Genomic DNA, 16,559 nt, shown 5'->3' with positions numbered 1-16,559 from the left:
GGCTTTCCCTCACCTTCTATGATAAAGCCCCACGGCTCATCTGGTTTCGTCGCGAAAGTGCTTGAAACCCTGCAAATTCAAGGATTTTTCGCTCTCATCCGTCGATTCCTGATCAAAGCGGCGGTCAAGGCTCGAATGACCGGGTACGGGGCGCGGCCATCAGCGAAGGAATATCGTTCTGCATTGTCCCTTCATTAACGTTTCCGAGTGACGCTGGGTTAAGCACGATAAGAATGGAAGCCCGGCGATGTTTGGTATTCTGCGGCGCGCTCCACAAGCAGATGCTCTGGACGAGACGGTTCAGCCTGCATCGGAGGAAACGCCCCAGGTCTTGCGCGAGAGCCGCCTCGACACCGAGGTGGTGGACTCGCTCGAGGCCGACGTTCTGAAGGCCATTGCGGGCGTCACACGGGCGATCGCGGTCGCGGCGTCCGACGTGGCAGCGGTGGAGAAGGATCTGGCCGAGATCCGCAACCATGCCGGTGAGCTTGCCTCCTCGGGGAAAACGGCGTCGGCGGAAAGCCTCTCGCTGGCGTCATCGACCGAAGAGCTCTCCGTTACATCGGCCGAGATCGGCCGCTCCATGGAGCATGCCAGCACGCGGATCGACAACGCGATCGAGGCCGCCCAGAAGGCCAGCGGCCTGATCATGCAACTATCGGCCGCCACGGCGGAAATCGTCGGCATCGTGGATACGATCTCGGCCGTGGCCCGCCAGACGAACCTGCTGGCGCTGAACGCCACCATCGAGGCTGCGCGGGCCGGTGAGGCCGGCAAGGGCTTTGCCGTGGTGGCGAGCGAAGTGAAGGTGCTGTCCACCCAGACCGGCAAGGCCGCCGACGACATCCGCCAGCGCATCGACCGCCTGCGCGAAACGGCCCAGGCTTCGACGGGCGCCGTCACGGAGGTGGTGGAGACAGTCCAGGGCGTTCGCCCCGTCTTCGACACGGTGCGCAACGCCGTCGGGGAGCAGAACGCCGCTATCGGCGAGGCATCCCGCTTGGCCGGCGTGACCTCCTCCAGCGTCGCCAAGGTGAGCGACCGTGCGGGGGACGTGGATTTCATCTCTCTGAACGCAAGCAACAGGGCAAACGAGGCCGATCAGGCGACCCGGAAAGCGGACGGGCTGGCGAAGGCCCTCGGGCAGCGTTTCGTCACCGTCATCCGCCAGAGCGAAATCGGCGACAGGCGCCGGTCGGACCGGTTTCCCGTCGAACGCTCGGCGACGCTCTGGATCTCCCAGCGCAGCGTTTCCTCACGGCTGATCGACGTCGGCTCCGGTGGCCTTCTCATGGCGGCGGCTCCGGATGTCGATGCAAGGCCCGGTCAGCCGGTGGAGATCGATATCCAGCACCTGGGACGCGTCAGCGCCAAGATCGTCGCGCTCAGCTCCATGGGGATGCATTGCAGCTTCGACAGGCTCAACGATGAGGCGCGTGTCCGCATCGACGGTTTCGTCGCGCAGGTGGAGGCAAGCTACCGTCCCCGCATCCTGCTCGCTCAGGAGACCGCCCGTCAGGTGGAGATGCTGATCGAACAGGCCGTCGCCGACCACAGGGTCTCGCGGGACGACGTCTTCGACACGGATTACCGCCTGCTTCCCGGCACGGATCCGGTCCAGTACGGCACGGCCTACCTCCCGGTCTTCGAAAAGCTCCTGCCCCCGATCCTCGAGAAGGTCCTGACCGCGGATTCCACGATGGCTTTCTGTCTGGCCATCGACCGTAACGGCTATATCCCGGTTCACAACAGGATCTACTCGCAGTCGCAGCGGGTTGGCGATCCCGTGTGGAATGCGGCGAACGCTCGCAACAAGCGGATCTTCGACGACCGCGCCGGAATCACGGCCGCCCGCTCGACCCGTCCGTTCATCGTTCAGGCCTATGCCCGCGACATGGGCGGCGGCAAGATCGTGATGATGCAGGAGGTCGACGCCCCCATCCGCGTTCTCGGCCGTCACTGGGGCGGGCTGAGAACCGCGTACAGGGCTTAGCCCCCTCGCGGGAACTCCAGGCCCATCTCGCGGTAGCGCTCGGGATCGTCGCTCCAGTTCTCGCGCACCTTCACGAAGAGGAAGAGGTGAACGGGAGTCTCGGCGATCTCGGCGATCTCCCTGCGGGCCGCCTGGCCGATGGCCTTGATGGTCTGGCCGCCCTTGCCGAGCACGATCTTGCGCTGGCTGTCGCGCTCCACGAACACGGTCTGCTCGATCCGTACCGAACCGTCGGGACGTACCTGCCACTGATCCGTTTCGACCGTCGACTCGTAGGGTAGCTCCTCGTGCAGGCGCTCGTAGATCTTCTCGCGGGTGATCTCGGCCGCCAGCATGCGCAGGGGCGCGTCGGAAATCTGGTCCTCCGGATAGAGCCAGGGACCTTCCGGCATCATCTGCGCGAGCTGGCGCTTCATGGTCTCGATGCCGTCGCCCTTGAGCGCCGAGATCATGAAGGTGTGCATAAAGGGCACCTGCTCGTTCAGCTTGGACGCCATTTCCAGGAGCCTGGAGCGCTCGATCAGATCGATCTTGTTGAGGATCAGGACCTTCTGGCGTTTCAGGTCGGAAAGCTTGGCGAGGATGGCCTCGGCCTCCTCGTCGATTCCCTTGCGCACGTCGAGCAGGAGCGCGATCACGTCCGCGTCGCCCGCACCGCCCCAGGCCGAGGTGACCATGGCCCGGTCGAGGCGGCGCTTCGGCTTGAAGATGCCGGGAGTGTCCACGAACACGATCTGCGCCTCGCCCTCGATGGCGATGCCGCGCACCAGCGCCCGCGTGGTCTGCACCTTGCGGGACACGATAGAGACCTTGGAGCCGACGAGCGAATTCAGCAGCGTCGACTTGCCGGCGTTCGGGGCGCCGATGAGAGCGACGAAACCGGCCTTTGTCTTGGTTTGCTCAGGCTGTTCCATGCTCTTCCTCCGTCCAGACGCCCTCTCTCAAGAGAAGGCTTCGCGCCGCCGCCTGTTCCGCGATGCGCCTCGATGTTCCGAGACCGAACTCGGTCTCCGCTCCCTTGACCTTCACCATCACCCGGAACCTGGGCGCGTGGTCCGGCCCGGTCTGCTCGACGATTGAATAGGTCGGCGGCGGCAGGCCGCGCCCTTGCGCCCATTCCTGAAGGGCACTCTTGGGATCCCGGAGCGGACGCCGGGGCGCCTCCAGCAGCGGCTGGAACGCGCGCGCCACAAGATCGCGGGCAGCCTCGTAGCCGCCATCCATGAACACGGCGCCGATGATCGCCTCGCACACATCCGCCAGGATGGTCTGGTTGCGCCGCTCGCCCGAATGCACCTCGCCGGCGCCGAGCTTGAGATAAGGCCCGACATCCCACGCGATGGCGATCTCGGCGCAGCTCTCGCGCCGCACCAGCTCCGCCAGACGCCGGGAGAGCTCGCCCTCGGGAGCGCCTGGAAAGGTGCGGTAGAGCAGCTCGGCGATCGCCAGGCCGAGCACACGGTCCCCAAGGAATTCAAGCCGCTGATAGCTCTGGCCGGCTGCCTTTGGGGCGCTGACATGGGTCAGCGCTTCGTCCAGGAGTTCAGGTTTCTCAAAGCGGTAGCCGAGCTTGTTCAGAAGCTCATCGAGGTTCGGCTTGCGGCGCGGCACGGGTCAGCGGATCCCCTCGAAGAGACGGTTCCAGCGGATCTTCTGCGGCCATTCCCAGGGCCGCCAGAGGGATGCGGTCTCGTCGATCGAGAAGAAGATGATCTCTGCGCGACCCACCAGATTCTCGAAGGGCACCTGTCCGACGCTGGCCTCGTCGCGGGAATCGGTGGAGTTGTCCCGGTTGTCGCCCATCATGAGAAAGTGGCCGGGTTGCACCGTGTAGACATTGGTGTTGTCCCAATAGCCGCGGTCGCCGTCGCGCTCGATGACGTTATAGGTGACGCCGCCGGGCAGGGTCTCCCGGAACTGGGGAACGCTGATGGTGCGGCCGTAAAGGTCGGTGGTCTTGTAGTCTTCGACGCGCTCGCGCTGCACCGGCTGGCCGTTGATGTGCAGCACGCCGCTGATCACCTGGATCTTGTCGCCGGGAAGACCGATCACGCGCTTGATGTAATCCGTCGAGTTGTCCTTCGGCAGCTTGAACACCGCGATCTCGCCGCGCTTGGGCTCGGAGCCGAAGATGCGGCCGGAGAAGATGCCCGGGCTGAAGGGGATCGAGTGCTTGGAATAGCCGTAGGAATACTTCGAGACGAACAGGTAGTCGCCGATCAGCAGGGTCGGGATGAGAGAGCCCGACGGGATGTTGAAGGGCTGGAAGAGCACGGTGCGCACGACCACCGCGATCAAAAGGGCCTGGATGATGACCTTGATCGTTTCCCAGAGGCCGCCTTCTTCGTTCTTCACGGTGCTACCCACGTATTTGCTGGTTTTGTCGCTCACGTCGCTCGACCTATGCTCTTTGAACAGGGTAGCGGCTGCCGCCACCCTCTGCTGTGACAGTCGAGAGAGGTTTGCACTCAGCCCCGGGTGCAAACCTCTCTCGATATCGTCGTTGCGGCACCTGCTTGCGACCGGGAAGGCCGCTTTGCCGCGCCATGCTCTAACCTAAGCCGCGCCCTGCCGCAACGCAGCCCCCTTTCAGGCCGGCAGCGCCTCGATGATCACGAAGGCCTGGGCCATGGGTGGATCGTCCGTCAGGGACACATGGACGACCGCCTTGTGCCCCTCGGGCGTCATGGCCTGGAGGCGCTGCAGGGCTCCTCCGGTCAGGCGCATCGTCGGGCGCCCGCCAGGAAGGTTCACCACCTCCATGTCCCGCCAGAAGACGCCATGGCTCAGGCCTGTTCCCAGGGCCTTGGCGCAGGCCTCCTTGGCGGCGAAGCGCCGGGCGTAGGAGGGAGCCCGCGCGGCCCGCCGGTCGCTTCTCGCCCGCTCGCCCGCCGTATAGATGCGGTGGGTGAAGCGGTCGCCGAAGCGCTCGATGGACTTCTCGATCCGGCGGATGTCGCAGAGGTCGGACCCGATGCCAAGGATCATGCCGGCACCTGTGCCCGGCCCTCGTCCATGGCGGCGCGCATGGCCCGCACGGCCTCGTCGAGCCCCATGAAGATGGCATCCCCAATGAGGGAATGGCCGATATTGAGCTCCACGATCTGCGGAATGGCCGCGACAGACCGGACCGACCTGAGGTCGAGCCCATGGCCGGCATGGATCTCAAGGCCGATCCTTGCCCCATGCGCGGCCGCCCGGCGCAGGCGCTCCAGCTCGTGCGCGACCCTCGCCTCGTCACCCTCGACCACGGCCTCGCAATAGGTGCCGGTATGGAGCTCGACCACGGGAGCCTGCAGTTCACAGGCGGCATCCATGACGTCCACATCAGGCTCGACGAACAGGGACACGCGGATGCCCTCGCCTTTCAGTTCCTTGATCACCGGACGCAGATGGGCATGGGAGCCGATGATGTCGAGCCCCCCTTCGGTGGTGCGTTCCTCGCGCTTTTCCGGCACGAGGCAGGCCGCGTGGGGATGGAGCCGGGTGGCAATCCCCACCATCTCGGAGGTCGCCGCCATTTCGAAGTTGAGCGGCACGAAGAGCTGGCGCTTGAGACGCTCCATGTCCTGGTCGCGGATATGCCGCCGGTCCTCCCGCAGATGGGCCGTAATCCCGTCTGCGCCGGCGAGAACCGCCAGATGGGCGGCCCGGATCGGATCGGGATGGGCGCCGCCGCGGGCGTTCCGGACGGTGGCGACGTGATCGATGTTGACGCCGAGGCGTAGGGGAGGAGCGTTCATAAAGGTGTTTTAGCTTAAGGCCGCCCTTTGACCAGAGTCATCCGGTCAGCCGGGGAGGCTATCAACGGCAAAACACGGCGCAGTGTCATTCCCGGCCGGAGCGTAACGGAGGGAAAGGGAATCCATAGCGCCAAGCGTGCAAGTGGATCCCCTTCCCTCGCCTGCGGCTCGCCGGGGATGACACCCTCTCACGTCATGGCCGTCCCCGGACTTGATCCGAGGACCAGTCCGGGCCATCCCGATGTGATGAACGCTGCGCCTCACAGACCGGGATCACCGGCACAAGGCCGGTGATGACGACTGTGCCAATCCATTTGCATTTGCATTCAGAAAGCAAATCGACTATAGCCCCCGCTTCGCGTTCGCTCCGGCCGGGGGCTGAACGGACGGTATGGCTTGGCCATGCAGGGTTTTTACGAAACCGTCGTCCCGTGTCTCCGCCTTCGACAATCGCTCGGGCCTTGCAGGCTCGAAGGGCTTGGCGCCGATCGGATGCGCGAAACGGCCGAGACACTCGTCAAAACAGTGCCAGGCTTGTCCTCAAACCCTGAGAAAGGCCCATTATGCCTCTCTATGAGCATATCTTCATGGCTCGCCAGGATGTCACCCCGCAGCAGGTCGAGGCTATGGTCGACCAGTACAAGGGCGTCATCGAGCAGAACGGCGGCAGCGTCGACAAGACCGAGATGTGGGGCGTGAAGTCCCTCGCCTACCGCATCAAGAAGAACCGCAAGGCGCATTTCACGATGTTCAACCTCAACGCTCCGGCTCCGGCCGTGGCCGAGATGGAGCGACAGATGCGCATCAACGAAGACATCCTTCGCTTCATGACCATCAAGGTGGAAGAGCTCGAGACCGAGCCGTCCGTGATGATGCAGAAGCGTGACCGCGACGAGCGCAAGGACCGTGAGCGCCGCGAGCGCGACACCGGCTTTGACGGCGCCGGCGAAGGCGAGGAGGCTTAATCATGGCATTTGGTGCAACCGGTGGCGCCGCTGGCGGCGGCCGTCGTCCGTTCTTCCGTCGTCGCAAGACCTGCCCGTTCTCGGGTCCCAACGCGCCGAAGATCGACTACAAGGACACGAAGCTCCTGTCCCGCTACATCTCCGAGCGCGGCAAGATCGTTCCGTCCCGCATCACGGCCGTGTCGGCCAAGAAGCAGCGTGAGCTCGCCCAGGCGATCAAGCGCGCCCGCTTCCTAGGCCTGCTGCCCTACGTGATCCGCTAAAAATTCTCCGGCTGCCCGATCCGTCGGGCAGCCATTCTCCAACCAGATCGCCCAGCGGTGAAACCCCGCCGGGTCAGTTGAGGCGGATGCCTCTAACCCTGCCGGTGAGCAGCGGGACAGCGAGACGATGAATTTTATTGCTACAGGCATAGGCGCGGGCCTCGTATCGGCCCTTCTGACCGCGGTGATCGTCAAGGCGACCCCGCTGGCGGCCATGCTGTATCTGCTTGCCCCCATTCCCGTCCTGATCGTGTCCCTCGGCTGGGACCACCGCTCCGGCCTCGTGGCGGCCCTCGTGGGCGGCCTCGCGATCGCGCTGATCCTGTCGCCGCTGAGCGGTCTCGGCTTTGCGCTTATCACAGCCCTGCCCGCCTGGTGGCTGTCCTACCTGGCCCTTCTCGGGCGCCCCGGGCCGGACGGCACCATGGAATGGTATCCGGTCGGGCGCCTGCTGGCCTGGGCCGCGGCGACGGCCGCGCTCACCATCATTGCCGCGGGCGTGATCTCCACGGGCGGAGACTATGGCGCCTTCGCTCAGAATACCCGCGACGTGGCCGAGGCCTTCGTGAACGCCCAGTTCGCAGCCGCGGGCGAAGGAGCTCTCGAAGCCGAGACCCGGGAGCAGCTGATTTCCCTTTTCGCCCGCCTCACGCCTTTCCTGTCGGCCCAGGGCTTCGTCACGGTGCTGGCCCTCTATCTCTGGGCCGCCGCCCGGATCGTCCTGGCGTCCAAGCGCCTGCCGCGCCCCTGGCCGCCGGTGCCGGAGCTGGTGATGCCCCGCTCCGCCGGGCTGATCCTGATCGGCGCCCTCATCATGGCGAATTTCGGCGGCTTCATCGGCGCGCTGGGCATGGCTCTGTCGGGTGCCTTCCTGATGGCCTTCGCCCTGCAGGGGCTGGCCGCCATCCATGACCGCACGCGGGGCCGGTCCGGCCGCTCGTTCCTGCTGTCGGCCCTCTACGTCCTGATCTTCGTCACCCAGGGCATCCTGATGGTCGCCTTGGCCCTGTTCGGCCTTGCCGATTCCACCTTCGGCCTGCGTCGCCGCTTCGGCACGCGGCCGAATCCACCACCAACCCTTTCCACCTGATCACGAACCTAAAGGAGACAACCATGGATGTGATTCTTCTCGAGCGCGTCGCAAAGCTCGGCCAGATGGGCGAGACCGTGAAGGTCCGCTCGGGCTACGCCCGCAACTTCCTCCTGCCGCGCGGCAAGGCTCTGCGCGCCACCGAGGGCAACAAGAAGCATTTCGACGCTCAGCGCGCCCAGCTCGAGGCCCGCAACCTCGAGCGCCGCAAGGAAGCGGAAGCCGTCGGCGAGAAGCTGAACGGCCAGAGCTTCATCATCCTGCGCCAGTCCGGTGAGACCGGCGTGCTCTACGGCTCGGTCTCCACCCGCGACCTCGCCGAGATCATGACCCAGAACGGCTTCACGGTCGACCGCAACCAGATCGCCATCAACCAGCCGATCAAGACCATCGGCCTGCACAATGTGCCGGTCGCCCTCCATCCGGAGGTCGAGGTGAAGGTGACCATCAACGTCGCCCGCAGCCCCGAGGAAGCCGAGCGTCAGGCGCGCGGCGAAGCGGTCACGACCCGCGAGGAGACCAACCTCGACGACCTCGGCCTCGAGGTCGGCGCGGCCCTGGCCGAAGCTGGCGGCGACGACGAGCTCTAAGACCTCCACGTCATGGCCGTCCCCGGACTTGATCCGGGGATCAGTCCCGGCCATCTCGATTGGAGGAGCGATGAGCCACGGTTCGGGATCACCGGCACAAGGCCGGTGATGACGGGCAGGTACCATCGCAGCTGCCGTTCGCCAGGATGCGTTGGCGCAGCAACCAAGCTCGAGCGGTTGCTCTAGTTCTTGTTTTGTTCTAAAATGGCGCTCTCCGTCGATTCGACGGGGAGCGTTTTTTCTTTGGGTTTCAGGCTTGCGGGAGAGTCAAGCCAGGACGCCTGCGAAAAGATGGATGGTGTGAGAATCGAGGACAGCGAGGACAGTTCGGATGCTTGTCCCACTTCGTGTCCGCAAGGCAACGTTTAGGACACCAATTGCAGTCTAAGAGACTCTAACCCTTCTCCTGTTTCCCGGAGCGCCGGATGGCCACCGCCAACGCCCTGATCGCCCGTCTCGAAACCGCCGAGCCGCAGTTTCGGACGCCTCCCAGCAACATCGAGGCCGAACAGGCACTGCTGGGCGCGATCCTGGTCAACAACGATGCCTATTACCGTGTCTCCGATTTCCTCGAAGCCGTTCATTTCATCGAGGATCTGCACCGGCGGATCTATGAGGTCGCCACGAGCCTGATCAAGGCCGGCAAGGTCGCGACACCGATCACCATGAAGACCTTCCTGGGGGACCAGGATCTCGGCGGCATCACCGTGTCGCAATATCTCGCGCGCCTCGCGGCCGAAGCGACCACCGTCATCAATGCCGAGGATTACGGCCGCGCCATCTACGACCTCGCGATCCGCCGCAACCTGATCAACATCGGCGAGGAGATGGTCAACGCCGCCTTCGACGCCCCTGTGGACTCCTCGCCTCGGGACCAGATCGAGGAGGCGGAGCGGCGGCTCTATGCGATTGCTGAAACCGGCCGATACGACGGCGGCTTCCAGCGCTTCTCCGATGCGCTCACCGCCGCCATCGACATGGCGGCTGCAGCCTACAAGAGAGAGGGTGCCCTGTCGGGCATATCCACGGGCCTGAAGGACCTCGACAAGGCCCTAGGCGGGCTGCAGCCCTCGGACCTCGTGATCCTGGCCGGGCGCCCGGCCATGGGCAAGACCTCGCTGGTGACGAACATCGCCTTCAACATCGCCAAGGCCTACCGGGCCGAGAAGCAGCAGGACGGGAACCTGAAGACCGTCAACGGCGGCATCGTGGGCTTCTTCTCCCTCGAAATGTCGGCGGAGCAGCTTGCCACCCGTATCATCGCCGAGCAGTCGGGCGTGCCCTCCTACAAGATCCGCCGCGGCGACATGCGCGAGGACGACTTCTACAAGATCACCGAGGCTGCCCGCGAGATGCAGTCGATCCCCTTCTACATCGACCAGACCGGCGGCATCTCCATCGCCCAGCTCGCCGCCCGTGCGCGGCGCCTCAAGCGCCAGCGCGGCCTCGACGTGCTGATCGTCGACTACCTTCAGCTCCTCTCCGGCTCCTCCAAGAAAGGCGAGAACCGCGTGCAGGAGCTCACCGAGATCACCACCGGCCTCAAGGCCCTCGCCAAGGAGCTGTCGGTTCCGCTGGTCGCCCTGTCCCAGCTCTCCCGTCAGGTGGAATCCCGCGACGACAAGCGGCCGCAGCTCTCCGACCTGCGTGAATCGGGCTCGATCGAGCAGGACGCCGACGTGGTCATGTTCGTTTACCGCGACGAGTACTATCTGAAGAACAAGGAGCCGAAGCCCGGCACCGAGGAATATTTCAAGTGGCAGTCGGAAATGGATCAGGTTCACGGCAAGGCCGAGGTCATTGTCGGCAAGCAGCGTCACGGACCCACCGGCACCGTGCAGTTGGCCTTCCAGGCCGACATCACCCGCTTCACCGACCTTGCGGATGAAGACAAACTTCCCGAACGGATTGGCGATTGACCAGGCATACCTCTCAGAACAGCAGCACCGGCGGCATTCCCGAGCAGGCCGCCGGCGGTGTTCTCCACATCGACCTCGACGCCCTCGCGGCAAACTGGCGTACCCTGCGCGACCATGCGGGCGGCGCGGAGACGGCCGCCGTCGTCAAGGCAAATGCCTATGGCACCGGGATCGAGAAGGCCGTGCCGGCTCTCACACACACCGACTGCCGCACCTTCTTCGTGGCGCATCTGAGCGAGGCGATCCGCGCGCGAGCGGTTGCTCCTGAGGCGACGATCTATGTGCTCAACGGGCTTTTCGCCGGCACCTGCCCCACTTACGCGCAATTCGATCTGCGTCCGGTTCTCGGCTCCTTCGAGGAGATCGAGGAATGGGCCGGGTTCTGCCGGGCACAATCGCAGAAGCTGAAGGCCGCCATCCATGTCGACACCGGCATGAACCGCCTCGGGCTCACGGTACCGCAGGGCATGACACTGAAGGATCGCCAGGAACTAAAGAGCTTCGAGACAGCCCTGCTCATGAGCCACTTCGTGAGCGCCGAGGAGAGCGACAACCCGCTCAACCGCCAGCAGATCGAAGCGTTCGAAGCCATCCGCTCGACCCTTCCCGGGATCCCGGCTTCGCTGCCCAATTCCTCGGGCATCTTTCTGCGCGACAAGCCCAGCTACGATCTGGTGCGCCCCGGCTATGCCCTCTATGGCGGCAATCCAACTCCTGATAAGGACAACCCAATGCGTCCGGTGGTGGGCCTCGAAGGCCGCATCGTGCAGCTGCGCTGGGTCGAGGCGGAGCACACAGTGGGCTATAACGGCCGCTGGCTTGCACTAACGAGGCGCCGCATCGCCACGCTTTCCGTGGGCTATGCGGACGGCTATCCGCGCTCGGCGAGCGCTCGGGGCAGCAGCGGCGAAGAGTTGCTCGCCGGCATGGCACGGGTCGCCGGACACCCCTGCCCCTTCGCCGGCAACGTCTCCATGGACCTGATCACCATCGACGTCACGGATGTGCCGGAGGCAGAAGTGAAACGCGGTGACACGGTCACGCTGATCGGCGGCGATCTCACCATCGACGAGGTCGGCCGCCGCGCCGGCACCATCGGCTACGAGATCCTGACCAATCTCGGTGTGCGCTACGCCCGTGCCTATCGCGGGGGAGAAGCCTGATGGCCAAGCAGCGTCACCCCGCCTTCACGTGCCAGGAATGCGGCGCGGTCTACAACCGCTGGAAAGGCAAGTGTGAGGCCTGCGGCGGCTGGAACACCATCGTCGAGGAAGCAGGCGCCGCAAGCCCGATGGCAGGACCGGCCGCCACGCGCCCCTCCCGTGCCAAGGGGCGGATTTTTCCGCTCGAAGGCCTTCAGGGCGAGACCAAAGAGGCGCCGCGCACTCCCTCCGGCATCGCCGAACTCGACCGGGTCACCGGCGGGGGCTTCGTGCATGGGTCGATCATCCTGCTCGGCGGCGATCCGGGCATCGGCAAGTCCACGCTCCTCATGCAGGCCTCCGCCGCACTGGCGATGCGCGGCGAGCGCGTAGCCTATATCTCGGGCGAGGAGGCGGTGGCCCAGGTGCGCCTGCGGGCCGAGCGCCTCGGCCTCGGCCAGGCGCCCGTCGAGCTCGCCTCCGAAACCAACGTCGAGGACATCATCGCAACCCTGAGCCAGGGCCGCCCGCCGGCGCTGGCCATCATCGACTCGATCCAGACCATGTGGACCGAGACGGTGGAATCCGCGCCCGGTACCGTCACCCAGGTGCGCGGCTCTGCCCAGGCGCTGATCCGCTTCGCCAAGACCACCGGCACGGCCGTCATTCTCGTGGGTCACGTCACCAAGGACGGTCAGATCGCCGGCCCCCGCGTGGTCGAGCACATGGTCGATGCCGTGGTCTCGTTCGAGGGCGATACTGGCCACCATTTCCGCATCATGCGCGCCGTGAAGAACCGTTTCGGACCGACCGACGAGATCGGCGTGTTCGAGATGTCCGACCAAGGCCTACGCGAGGTGCCCAACCCCTCCGAACTGTTTCTCGCCGGCCGCGACATGGCGACGGCCGGCACGGCCGTGTTCGCCGGCATGGAGGGCACGCGCCCGCTGCTCGTCGAGATCCAGGCCCTTGTCGCCCCCTCGTCCCTCGGCACGCCCCGCCGCGCCGTGGTCGGTTGGGACCAGAGCCGCCTCTCGATGGTGCTCGCGGTGCTGGAGGCCCATGGCGGGCTGAAGCTCGGCATGCACGACGTCTACCTCAACGTCGCCGGCGGTCTGCGCATCACCGAGCCTGCGGCAGACCTGGCGGCAGCCGCCGCCCTGGTCTCCTCTCTCTCGGGCAATCCCCTGCCGCCGGATACGGTCTATTTCGGTGAGATGGGCCTGTCCGGGGCGATCAGGCCGGTGGCCCAGGAGCAGGCGCGGCTGAAGGAGGCGGCCAAGCTCGGCTTCTCGAGCGCCGTCTCTCCGCAGCCGAGACTGGACAAGGCCAAAGGCTCGAAGGGCGAACGGCTCCCCTTGGCCACCTCGGCCATCGGCCACATCACCGATCTCGTGGCCAATATCGCGGCGCGGCGGCGGAAGGCATCGTAGGCTGACTTGCATACATGCAAGCGTCTAGGCCGTTCAGGTAGATTGACACCTTAGAGCCATTCTACAACAGTGCGTCTCTGACTGCTCCTTCAAGGCACCCTCAACGAGGTATTAAGCAGTCAATGGATTTAGTAAGGGGCATTTATGGCTACGATTAATACTTTATCCGTCATCACGATTGCAGAGAACCCAAAACCCAGCGACGTCGTTGCAGCCCTCTCAGTTACTGGCGGAGCAAATAGTGAAACTTTCACCTACAAGCTCACTAATGATTTTGACGGCCGTTTTGAGATCGACGGCGACAAAATCCGTGTGAAGACGGCTTGCCTCTTCAATTTTGAAAGCAGTCTCACATCGTTCAACTTGAACATCATCGCGATAGGAACCCAAGACACCGAAGTTACGCCTGCCAATGTCAGAGTTGATGTTACGGATATGAACGAGGCTCCGACTGGGATTTTGGTAACGGGCGGAACTGTTTCCGAAGATGACCACGTAGGAGCGGAAGTTGCCACCTTGGCGGCTGTCGACGAAGATGCAGGTGATGTCTACACCTACAGCTTCGTGACTGGTCTGGATGGTGCAACTCCGACGACTCACGCCTTTTTCGATGTTGTTGGCGACAAAATTATGCTGAAGGCCTCTCTCGATGATGAGGATATCGGCAGCTACAAGGTCTTCATTAAAGCGACTGCAACGGTCGATGGACAGCTGCAATCGATAGTGAGGGAAGTCACGTTGACCGTCACCGACGAGGTCGAGACGGAGGATGACTCGGACCGCGGCAACAAGGTCACCGGAACGACCGGGGCTGATGTCATCAGCGGCAACGGCGGCAACGATAAGATCTATGGTTTAGCGGGCAACGACGCGCTGAACGGTGGAACCGGCAACGACACTCTTTGGGGTGATGCGGGCAACGACGTTCTGAACGGCGGGCTCGGAAAAGACAAGCTCTACGGTGGAATCGGTGCGGATACCTTCGTGTTCAACACCCCCGTGAAGAAGGGTCATTTCGACAAGATCGAGGACTTCAAGTCCGAGGACACGATCCAGATCAGCCTGGCGGCTCTCAAAGCCTTCAAGGTGAAGGGTCCGAAGACGAGCGATGTGCAGTCGAAGAGAGGCGCAGACGACGACAAGGGCAAGCCGGACGACAAGGGTGGCGGTCGGCCCGACAAGGGTTCGACGAAATCCGTCGGCCTCGACAAGATCTTCAAGAAGGGTCAGAAGCTCGAGAAGAAGTTCTTCAACGTCGGCACCAAGATCAACGACACCCCGGACGGGTCGAACGACTACGTGTTCTACAACAAGAAGAACGGCTTCGTTTACTTGGACGTGGACGGATCCGGCAAGGGCAAGGGCATCGAGATCCTCAAGGTGAAGCCCGGCACCACGCTCACCGCCGACGACTTCCTGTTCATGTAAGACGCTTTCTTATGAGAATCCGAGAGGCTCCGGCGGGAACGCCGGAGCCTTTCTTGTTGTATGGCCCTTCGGAATGAAGCTCTGAGACTTGACGGAGCAGGGCGGCGCATCGACCTAATGAAACGACACGAGCACGCCCAAAGAAGAAAAGAAGAGCGGCGTGCGAGCCCCAACCCCAGGAGTTCCGACTTTGTCCGAACAGAACCTCCAGATCCTCCTTGCCTCACGGCCCACCGGCCGCCCTTCCCAGGATAATTTCAAGCTTGTGCGGACGCCCATTCCCGCTCCCGGCGAGGGTCAGGTGCTGCTGAAAGTTCGCTACCTCTCGCTCGACCCCTACATGCGGGGTCGCATGAGCGCCGCGAGATCCTACGCGGCGGCGGTTGAAATCGGTCAGGTGATGGAGGGCGGCACGGTCGGCGAGGTTCTGGAGAGCCGGCATCCCGACTACAAGCCGGGCGATATCGTCCTCTCCCATTCCGGCTGGCAGTCCCATGCCGTCGCCGACGGAAAGGCCCTGCGCAAGCTCGATCCCGACCAGGCGCCGGTGACCACCGCGCTGGGCGTGCTCGGCATGCCGGGCTTCACGGCCTATGCGGGTCTGCTGACCCTCGGACAGCCCAAGCCGGGCGAGACCGTGGTCGTGGCTGCAGCGAGCGGACCTGTCGGCTCGGCGGTCGGGCAGATCGCGAAGATCAAGGGCGCCCGGGCGGTCGGCATCGCCGGCGGGCCTGAGAAATGCGCATTCATCCAAAATGAGTTCGGCTTCGACGCCGCGCTGGACCACCGCTCGCCCACCCTCGCCGAGGAACTGCGAGCGGCATGCCCGGACGGGATCGACGTCTATTTCGAGAACGTCGGCGGCACGGTCTGGGATGCGGTCTTTCCCCTGCTCAACACCTTCGCCCGCATCCCGGTCTGCGGCCTCGTCGCGCAATATAACGCCACGGGCCCCTTCGAAGGGCCGGATCGCCTGCCGGTCCTCATGCGCGATGTCCTCACCAAGAGCCTCACCATCCGCGGCTTCATCCAGCGCGAATTCAGCGACCAGCGTCCCGCCTTCCTCCGGGACATGGGGCAATGGATCGCCGAGGGGCGCGTCAGGCACAGGGAGGATATCGTCCGGGGGCTCGAGAGCGCTCCTGATGCCTTCATCGGCCTGCTCGAGGGCCGGAATTTCGGCAAGCTGATCGTGCAGGTGGCCTGAGCCCGAAGGCCTGCCGGAGGCGGCAACCCGCCACCTTCCCGTGCAGGCTCAACTTCCCTGGGGTGACGAAAGCCTTTCTTAACGCTATAGAGCCAGGCTTCGAACCCGCAAAGGCGGCTCCACTCCTGTTCATCTGCGTAGGCCCGGCTCATGCCCTTTTCCGTTCTGGACCTCGTCGTGATCGGTATCGTCCTGATCTCGGCTCTTCTTGCTGCCGTGCGCGGCTTCACCCGCGAGGTTCTCGCCATCGTGGCGTGGGTGGTTGCAGCCGCAGCCGCCTGGTACCTGCATCCGACCGCCCTGCCGATTGCCCAGCAATACATCAGCAGCAACACGGTCGCGCTCGTTGCCTCCATCGGGGCCATCTTCGTCATCACCCTGATCATCGTCTCCATCATCACGGTGCAGATCTCGGACCTGATCCTCGATTCCCGGATCGGCGCCCTTGACCGGACCCTGGGGCTGTTCTTCGGTGCGGCGCGGGGCTTCCTGATCTGCGTGATCGGCTGGGCTTTCCTGAGCTGGCTGCTCCAGGGCAAGGAGCCCCCGTGGGCCACGGAGTCCAAGACCCGTCCGGCCATGGAGAACGCCCGCGACAATATCATCGCCATGCTGCCGGAGAATGCCGAGGCTCTGATCCAGCGCCTGCGCAACAAGGACGCTGCCCCGGAAGCGGCCGAGCCGGCCGAGCCCGATCCTCAGCGCCCTGCGGCACCCGCCGCTCCGGCCGCGCCGCAGGCACCCCAGCGGCGCAGCTAAGCATCGAAACCACACGTTAAATGCGCT

General features: G+C 64.3%; 17 protein-coding genes. 11 read left to right on the top strand and 6 right to left on the bottom strand.

Annotated features, from left to right (window positions below; translation table 11 throughout):
- The first annotated feature begins 247 nt into the window (after positions 1-247).
- On the top strand, positions 248-1,993 hold the full coding sequence (locus tag AC0QTX_RS03980; protein ID WP_474602528.1) for a methyl-accepting chemotaxis protein: 1,746 nt from the start codon (positions 248-250) through the stop codon (positions 1,991-1,993).
- On the opposite strand, the gene era is transcribed toward AC0QTX_RS03980, so the two are convergent.
- From era to AC0QTX_RS03955, 5 genes are all read right to left on the bottom strand, one after another.
- Positions 1,990-2,907, bottom strand: a complete 918-nt coding sequence (gene era / locus AC0QTX_RS03975; RefSeq protein WP_474602527.1) for a GTPase Era — start codon at positions 2,905-2,907, stop codon at positions 1,990-1,992. The two genes, AC0QTX_RS03980 and era, sit on opposite strands and share 4 nt — an antisense overlap.
- On the bottom strand, positions 2,894-3,604 hold the full coding sequence (gene rnc, locus AC0QTX_RS03970; RefSeq protein ID WP_474602526.1) for a ribonuclease III: 711 nt from the start codon (positions 3,602-3,604) through the stop codon (positions 2,894-2,896). The genes era and rnc overlap by 14 nt, the downstream gene beginning before the upstream one ends.
- 3 nt (positions 3,605-3,607) lie before the next feature.
- Entirely contained in the window at positions 3,608-4,384 is a 777-nt protein-coding gene (gene lepB, locus AC0QTX_RS03965; protein WP_474602525.1) for a signal peptidase I, read from the bottom strand.
- Positions 4,385-4,582: 198 nt separating this feature from the next.
- Positions 4,583-4,981 (bottom strand): holo-ACP synthase, encoded by a 399-nt coding sequence (acpS, locus tag AC0QTX_RS03960; protein ID WP_474602524.1) that lies wholly within the window; start codon positions 4,979-4,981, stop codon positions 4,583-4,585.
- Positions 4,978-5,736: a pyridoxine 5'-phosphate synthase gene (locus AC0QTX_RS03955; RefSeq protein ID WP_474602523.1), complete on the bottom strand. Its 759-nt coding sequence runs from the start codon at positions 5,734-5,736 to the stop codon at positions 4,978-4,980. The genes acpS and AC0QTX_RS03955 overlap by 4 nt, the downstream gene beginning before the upstream one ends.
- Before the next feature lie 563 nt (positions 5,737-6,299).
- Between AC0QTX_RS03955 and rpsF the strand changes: the two genes are divergently transcribed.
- The 7 genes from rpsF (at position 6,300) to radA (ending at position 13,138) form a co-directional block, all read left to right on the top strand.
- On the top strand, positions 6,300-6,701 hold the full coding sequence (rpsF, locus tag AC0QTX_RS03950) for a 30S ribosomal protein S6 (protein WP_474602522.1): 402 nt from the start codon (positions 6,300-6,302) through the stop codon (positions 6,699-6,701).
- 2 nt (positions 6,702-6,703) lie between these two features.
- The gene (rpsR, locus tag AC0QTX_RS03945) at positions 6,704-6,964 is read left to right on the top strand and encodes a 30S ribosomal protein S18 (RefSeq protein WP_036353512.1); all 261 of its coding nucleotides are present in this window, start codon (positions 6,704-6,706) and stop codon (positions 6,962-6,964) included.
- 127 nt (positions 6,965-7,091) lie between these two features.
- Positions 7,092-8,054 carry a DUF2232 domain-containing protein gene (locus AC0QTX_RS03940; protein WP_474602521.1) on the top strand — a complete coding sequence of 321 codons (963 nt, stop codon included), beginning with the start codon at positions 7,092-7,094 and terminating at the stop codon, positions 8,052-8,054.
- A 23-nt stretch (positions 8,055-8,077) separates the two neighbouring features.
- Positions 8,078-8,644: a 50S ribosomal protein L9 gene (gene rplI, locus AC0QTX_RS03935; RefSeq protein ID WP_474602520.1), complete on the top strand. Its 567-nt coding sequence runs from the start codon at positions 8,078-8,080 to the stop codon at positions 8,642-8,644.
- Between the two features lie 425 nt (positions 8,645-9,069).
- Entirely contained in the window at positions 9,070-10,563 is a 1,494-nt protein-coding gene (locus AC0QTX_RS03930; RefSeq protein WP_474602519.1) for a replicative DNA helicase, read from the top strand.
- Entirely contained in the window at positions 10,560-11,726 is a 1,167-nt protein-coding gene (alr, locus tag AC0QTX_RS03925; protein ID WP_474602518.1) for an alanine racemase, read from the top strand. Before AC0QTX_RS03930 ends, alr begins: the two co-directional genes overlap by 4 nt.
- Positions 11,726-13,138 (top strand): DNA repair protein RadA, encoded by a 1,413-nt coding sequence (radA, locus tag AC0QTX_RS03920; RefSeq protein ID WP_474602517.1) that lies wholly within the window; start codon positions 11,726-11,728, stop codon positions 13,136-13,138. The genes alr and radA overlap by 1 nt, the downstream gene beginning before the upstream one ends.
- Before the next feature lie 219 nt (positions 13,139-13,357).
- On the opposite strand, the gene AC0QTX_RS03915 is transcribed toward radA, so the two are convergent.
- The gene (locus AC0QTX_RS03915) at positions 13,358-13,855 is read right to left on the bottom strand and encodes a hypothetical protein (RefSeq protein WP_474602516.1); all 498 of its coding nucleotides are present in this window, start codon (positions 13,853-13,855) and stop codon (positions 13,358-13,360) included.
- Between the two features lie 21 nt (positions 13,856-13,876).
- Here AC0QTX_RS03915 and AC0QTX_RS03910 point away from each other — a divergent pair, with 21 nt between their 5' ends.
- From AC0QTX_RS03910 to AC0QTX_RS03900, 3 genes are all read left to right on the top strand, one after another.
- On the top strand, positions 13,877-14,566 hold the full coding sequence (locus AC0QTX_RS03910; protein ID WP_474602515.1) for a hypothetical protein: 690 nt from the start codon (positions 13,877-13,879) through the stop codon (positions 14,564-14,566).
- Between the two features lie 190 nt (positions 14,567-14,756).
- Positions 14,757-15,773, top strand: coding sequence for an NADP-dependent oxidoreductase (locus AC0QTX_RS03905; protein WP_474602514.1), 1,017 nt, complete (start codon positions 14,757-14,759; stop codon positions 15,771-15,773).
- Positions 15,774-15,923: 150 nt separating this feature from the next.
- Entirely contained in the window at positions 15,924-16,532 is a 609-nt protein-coding gene (locus tag AC0QTX_RS03900; protein WP_474602513.1) for a CvpA family protein, read from the top strand.
- Positions 16,533-16,559: the final 27 nt, after the last annotated feature.

Source organism: Microvirga sp. jy35, from assembly GCF_056148915.1.
This window is presented reverse-complemented; position numbering and strand designations above follow the sequence as displayed.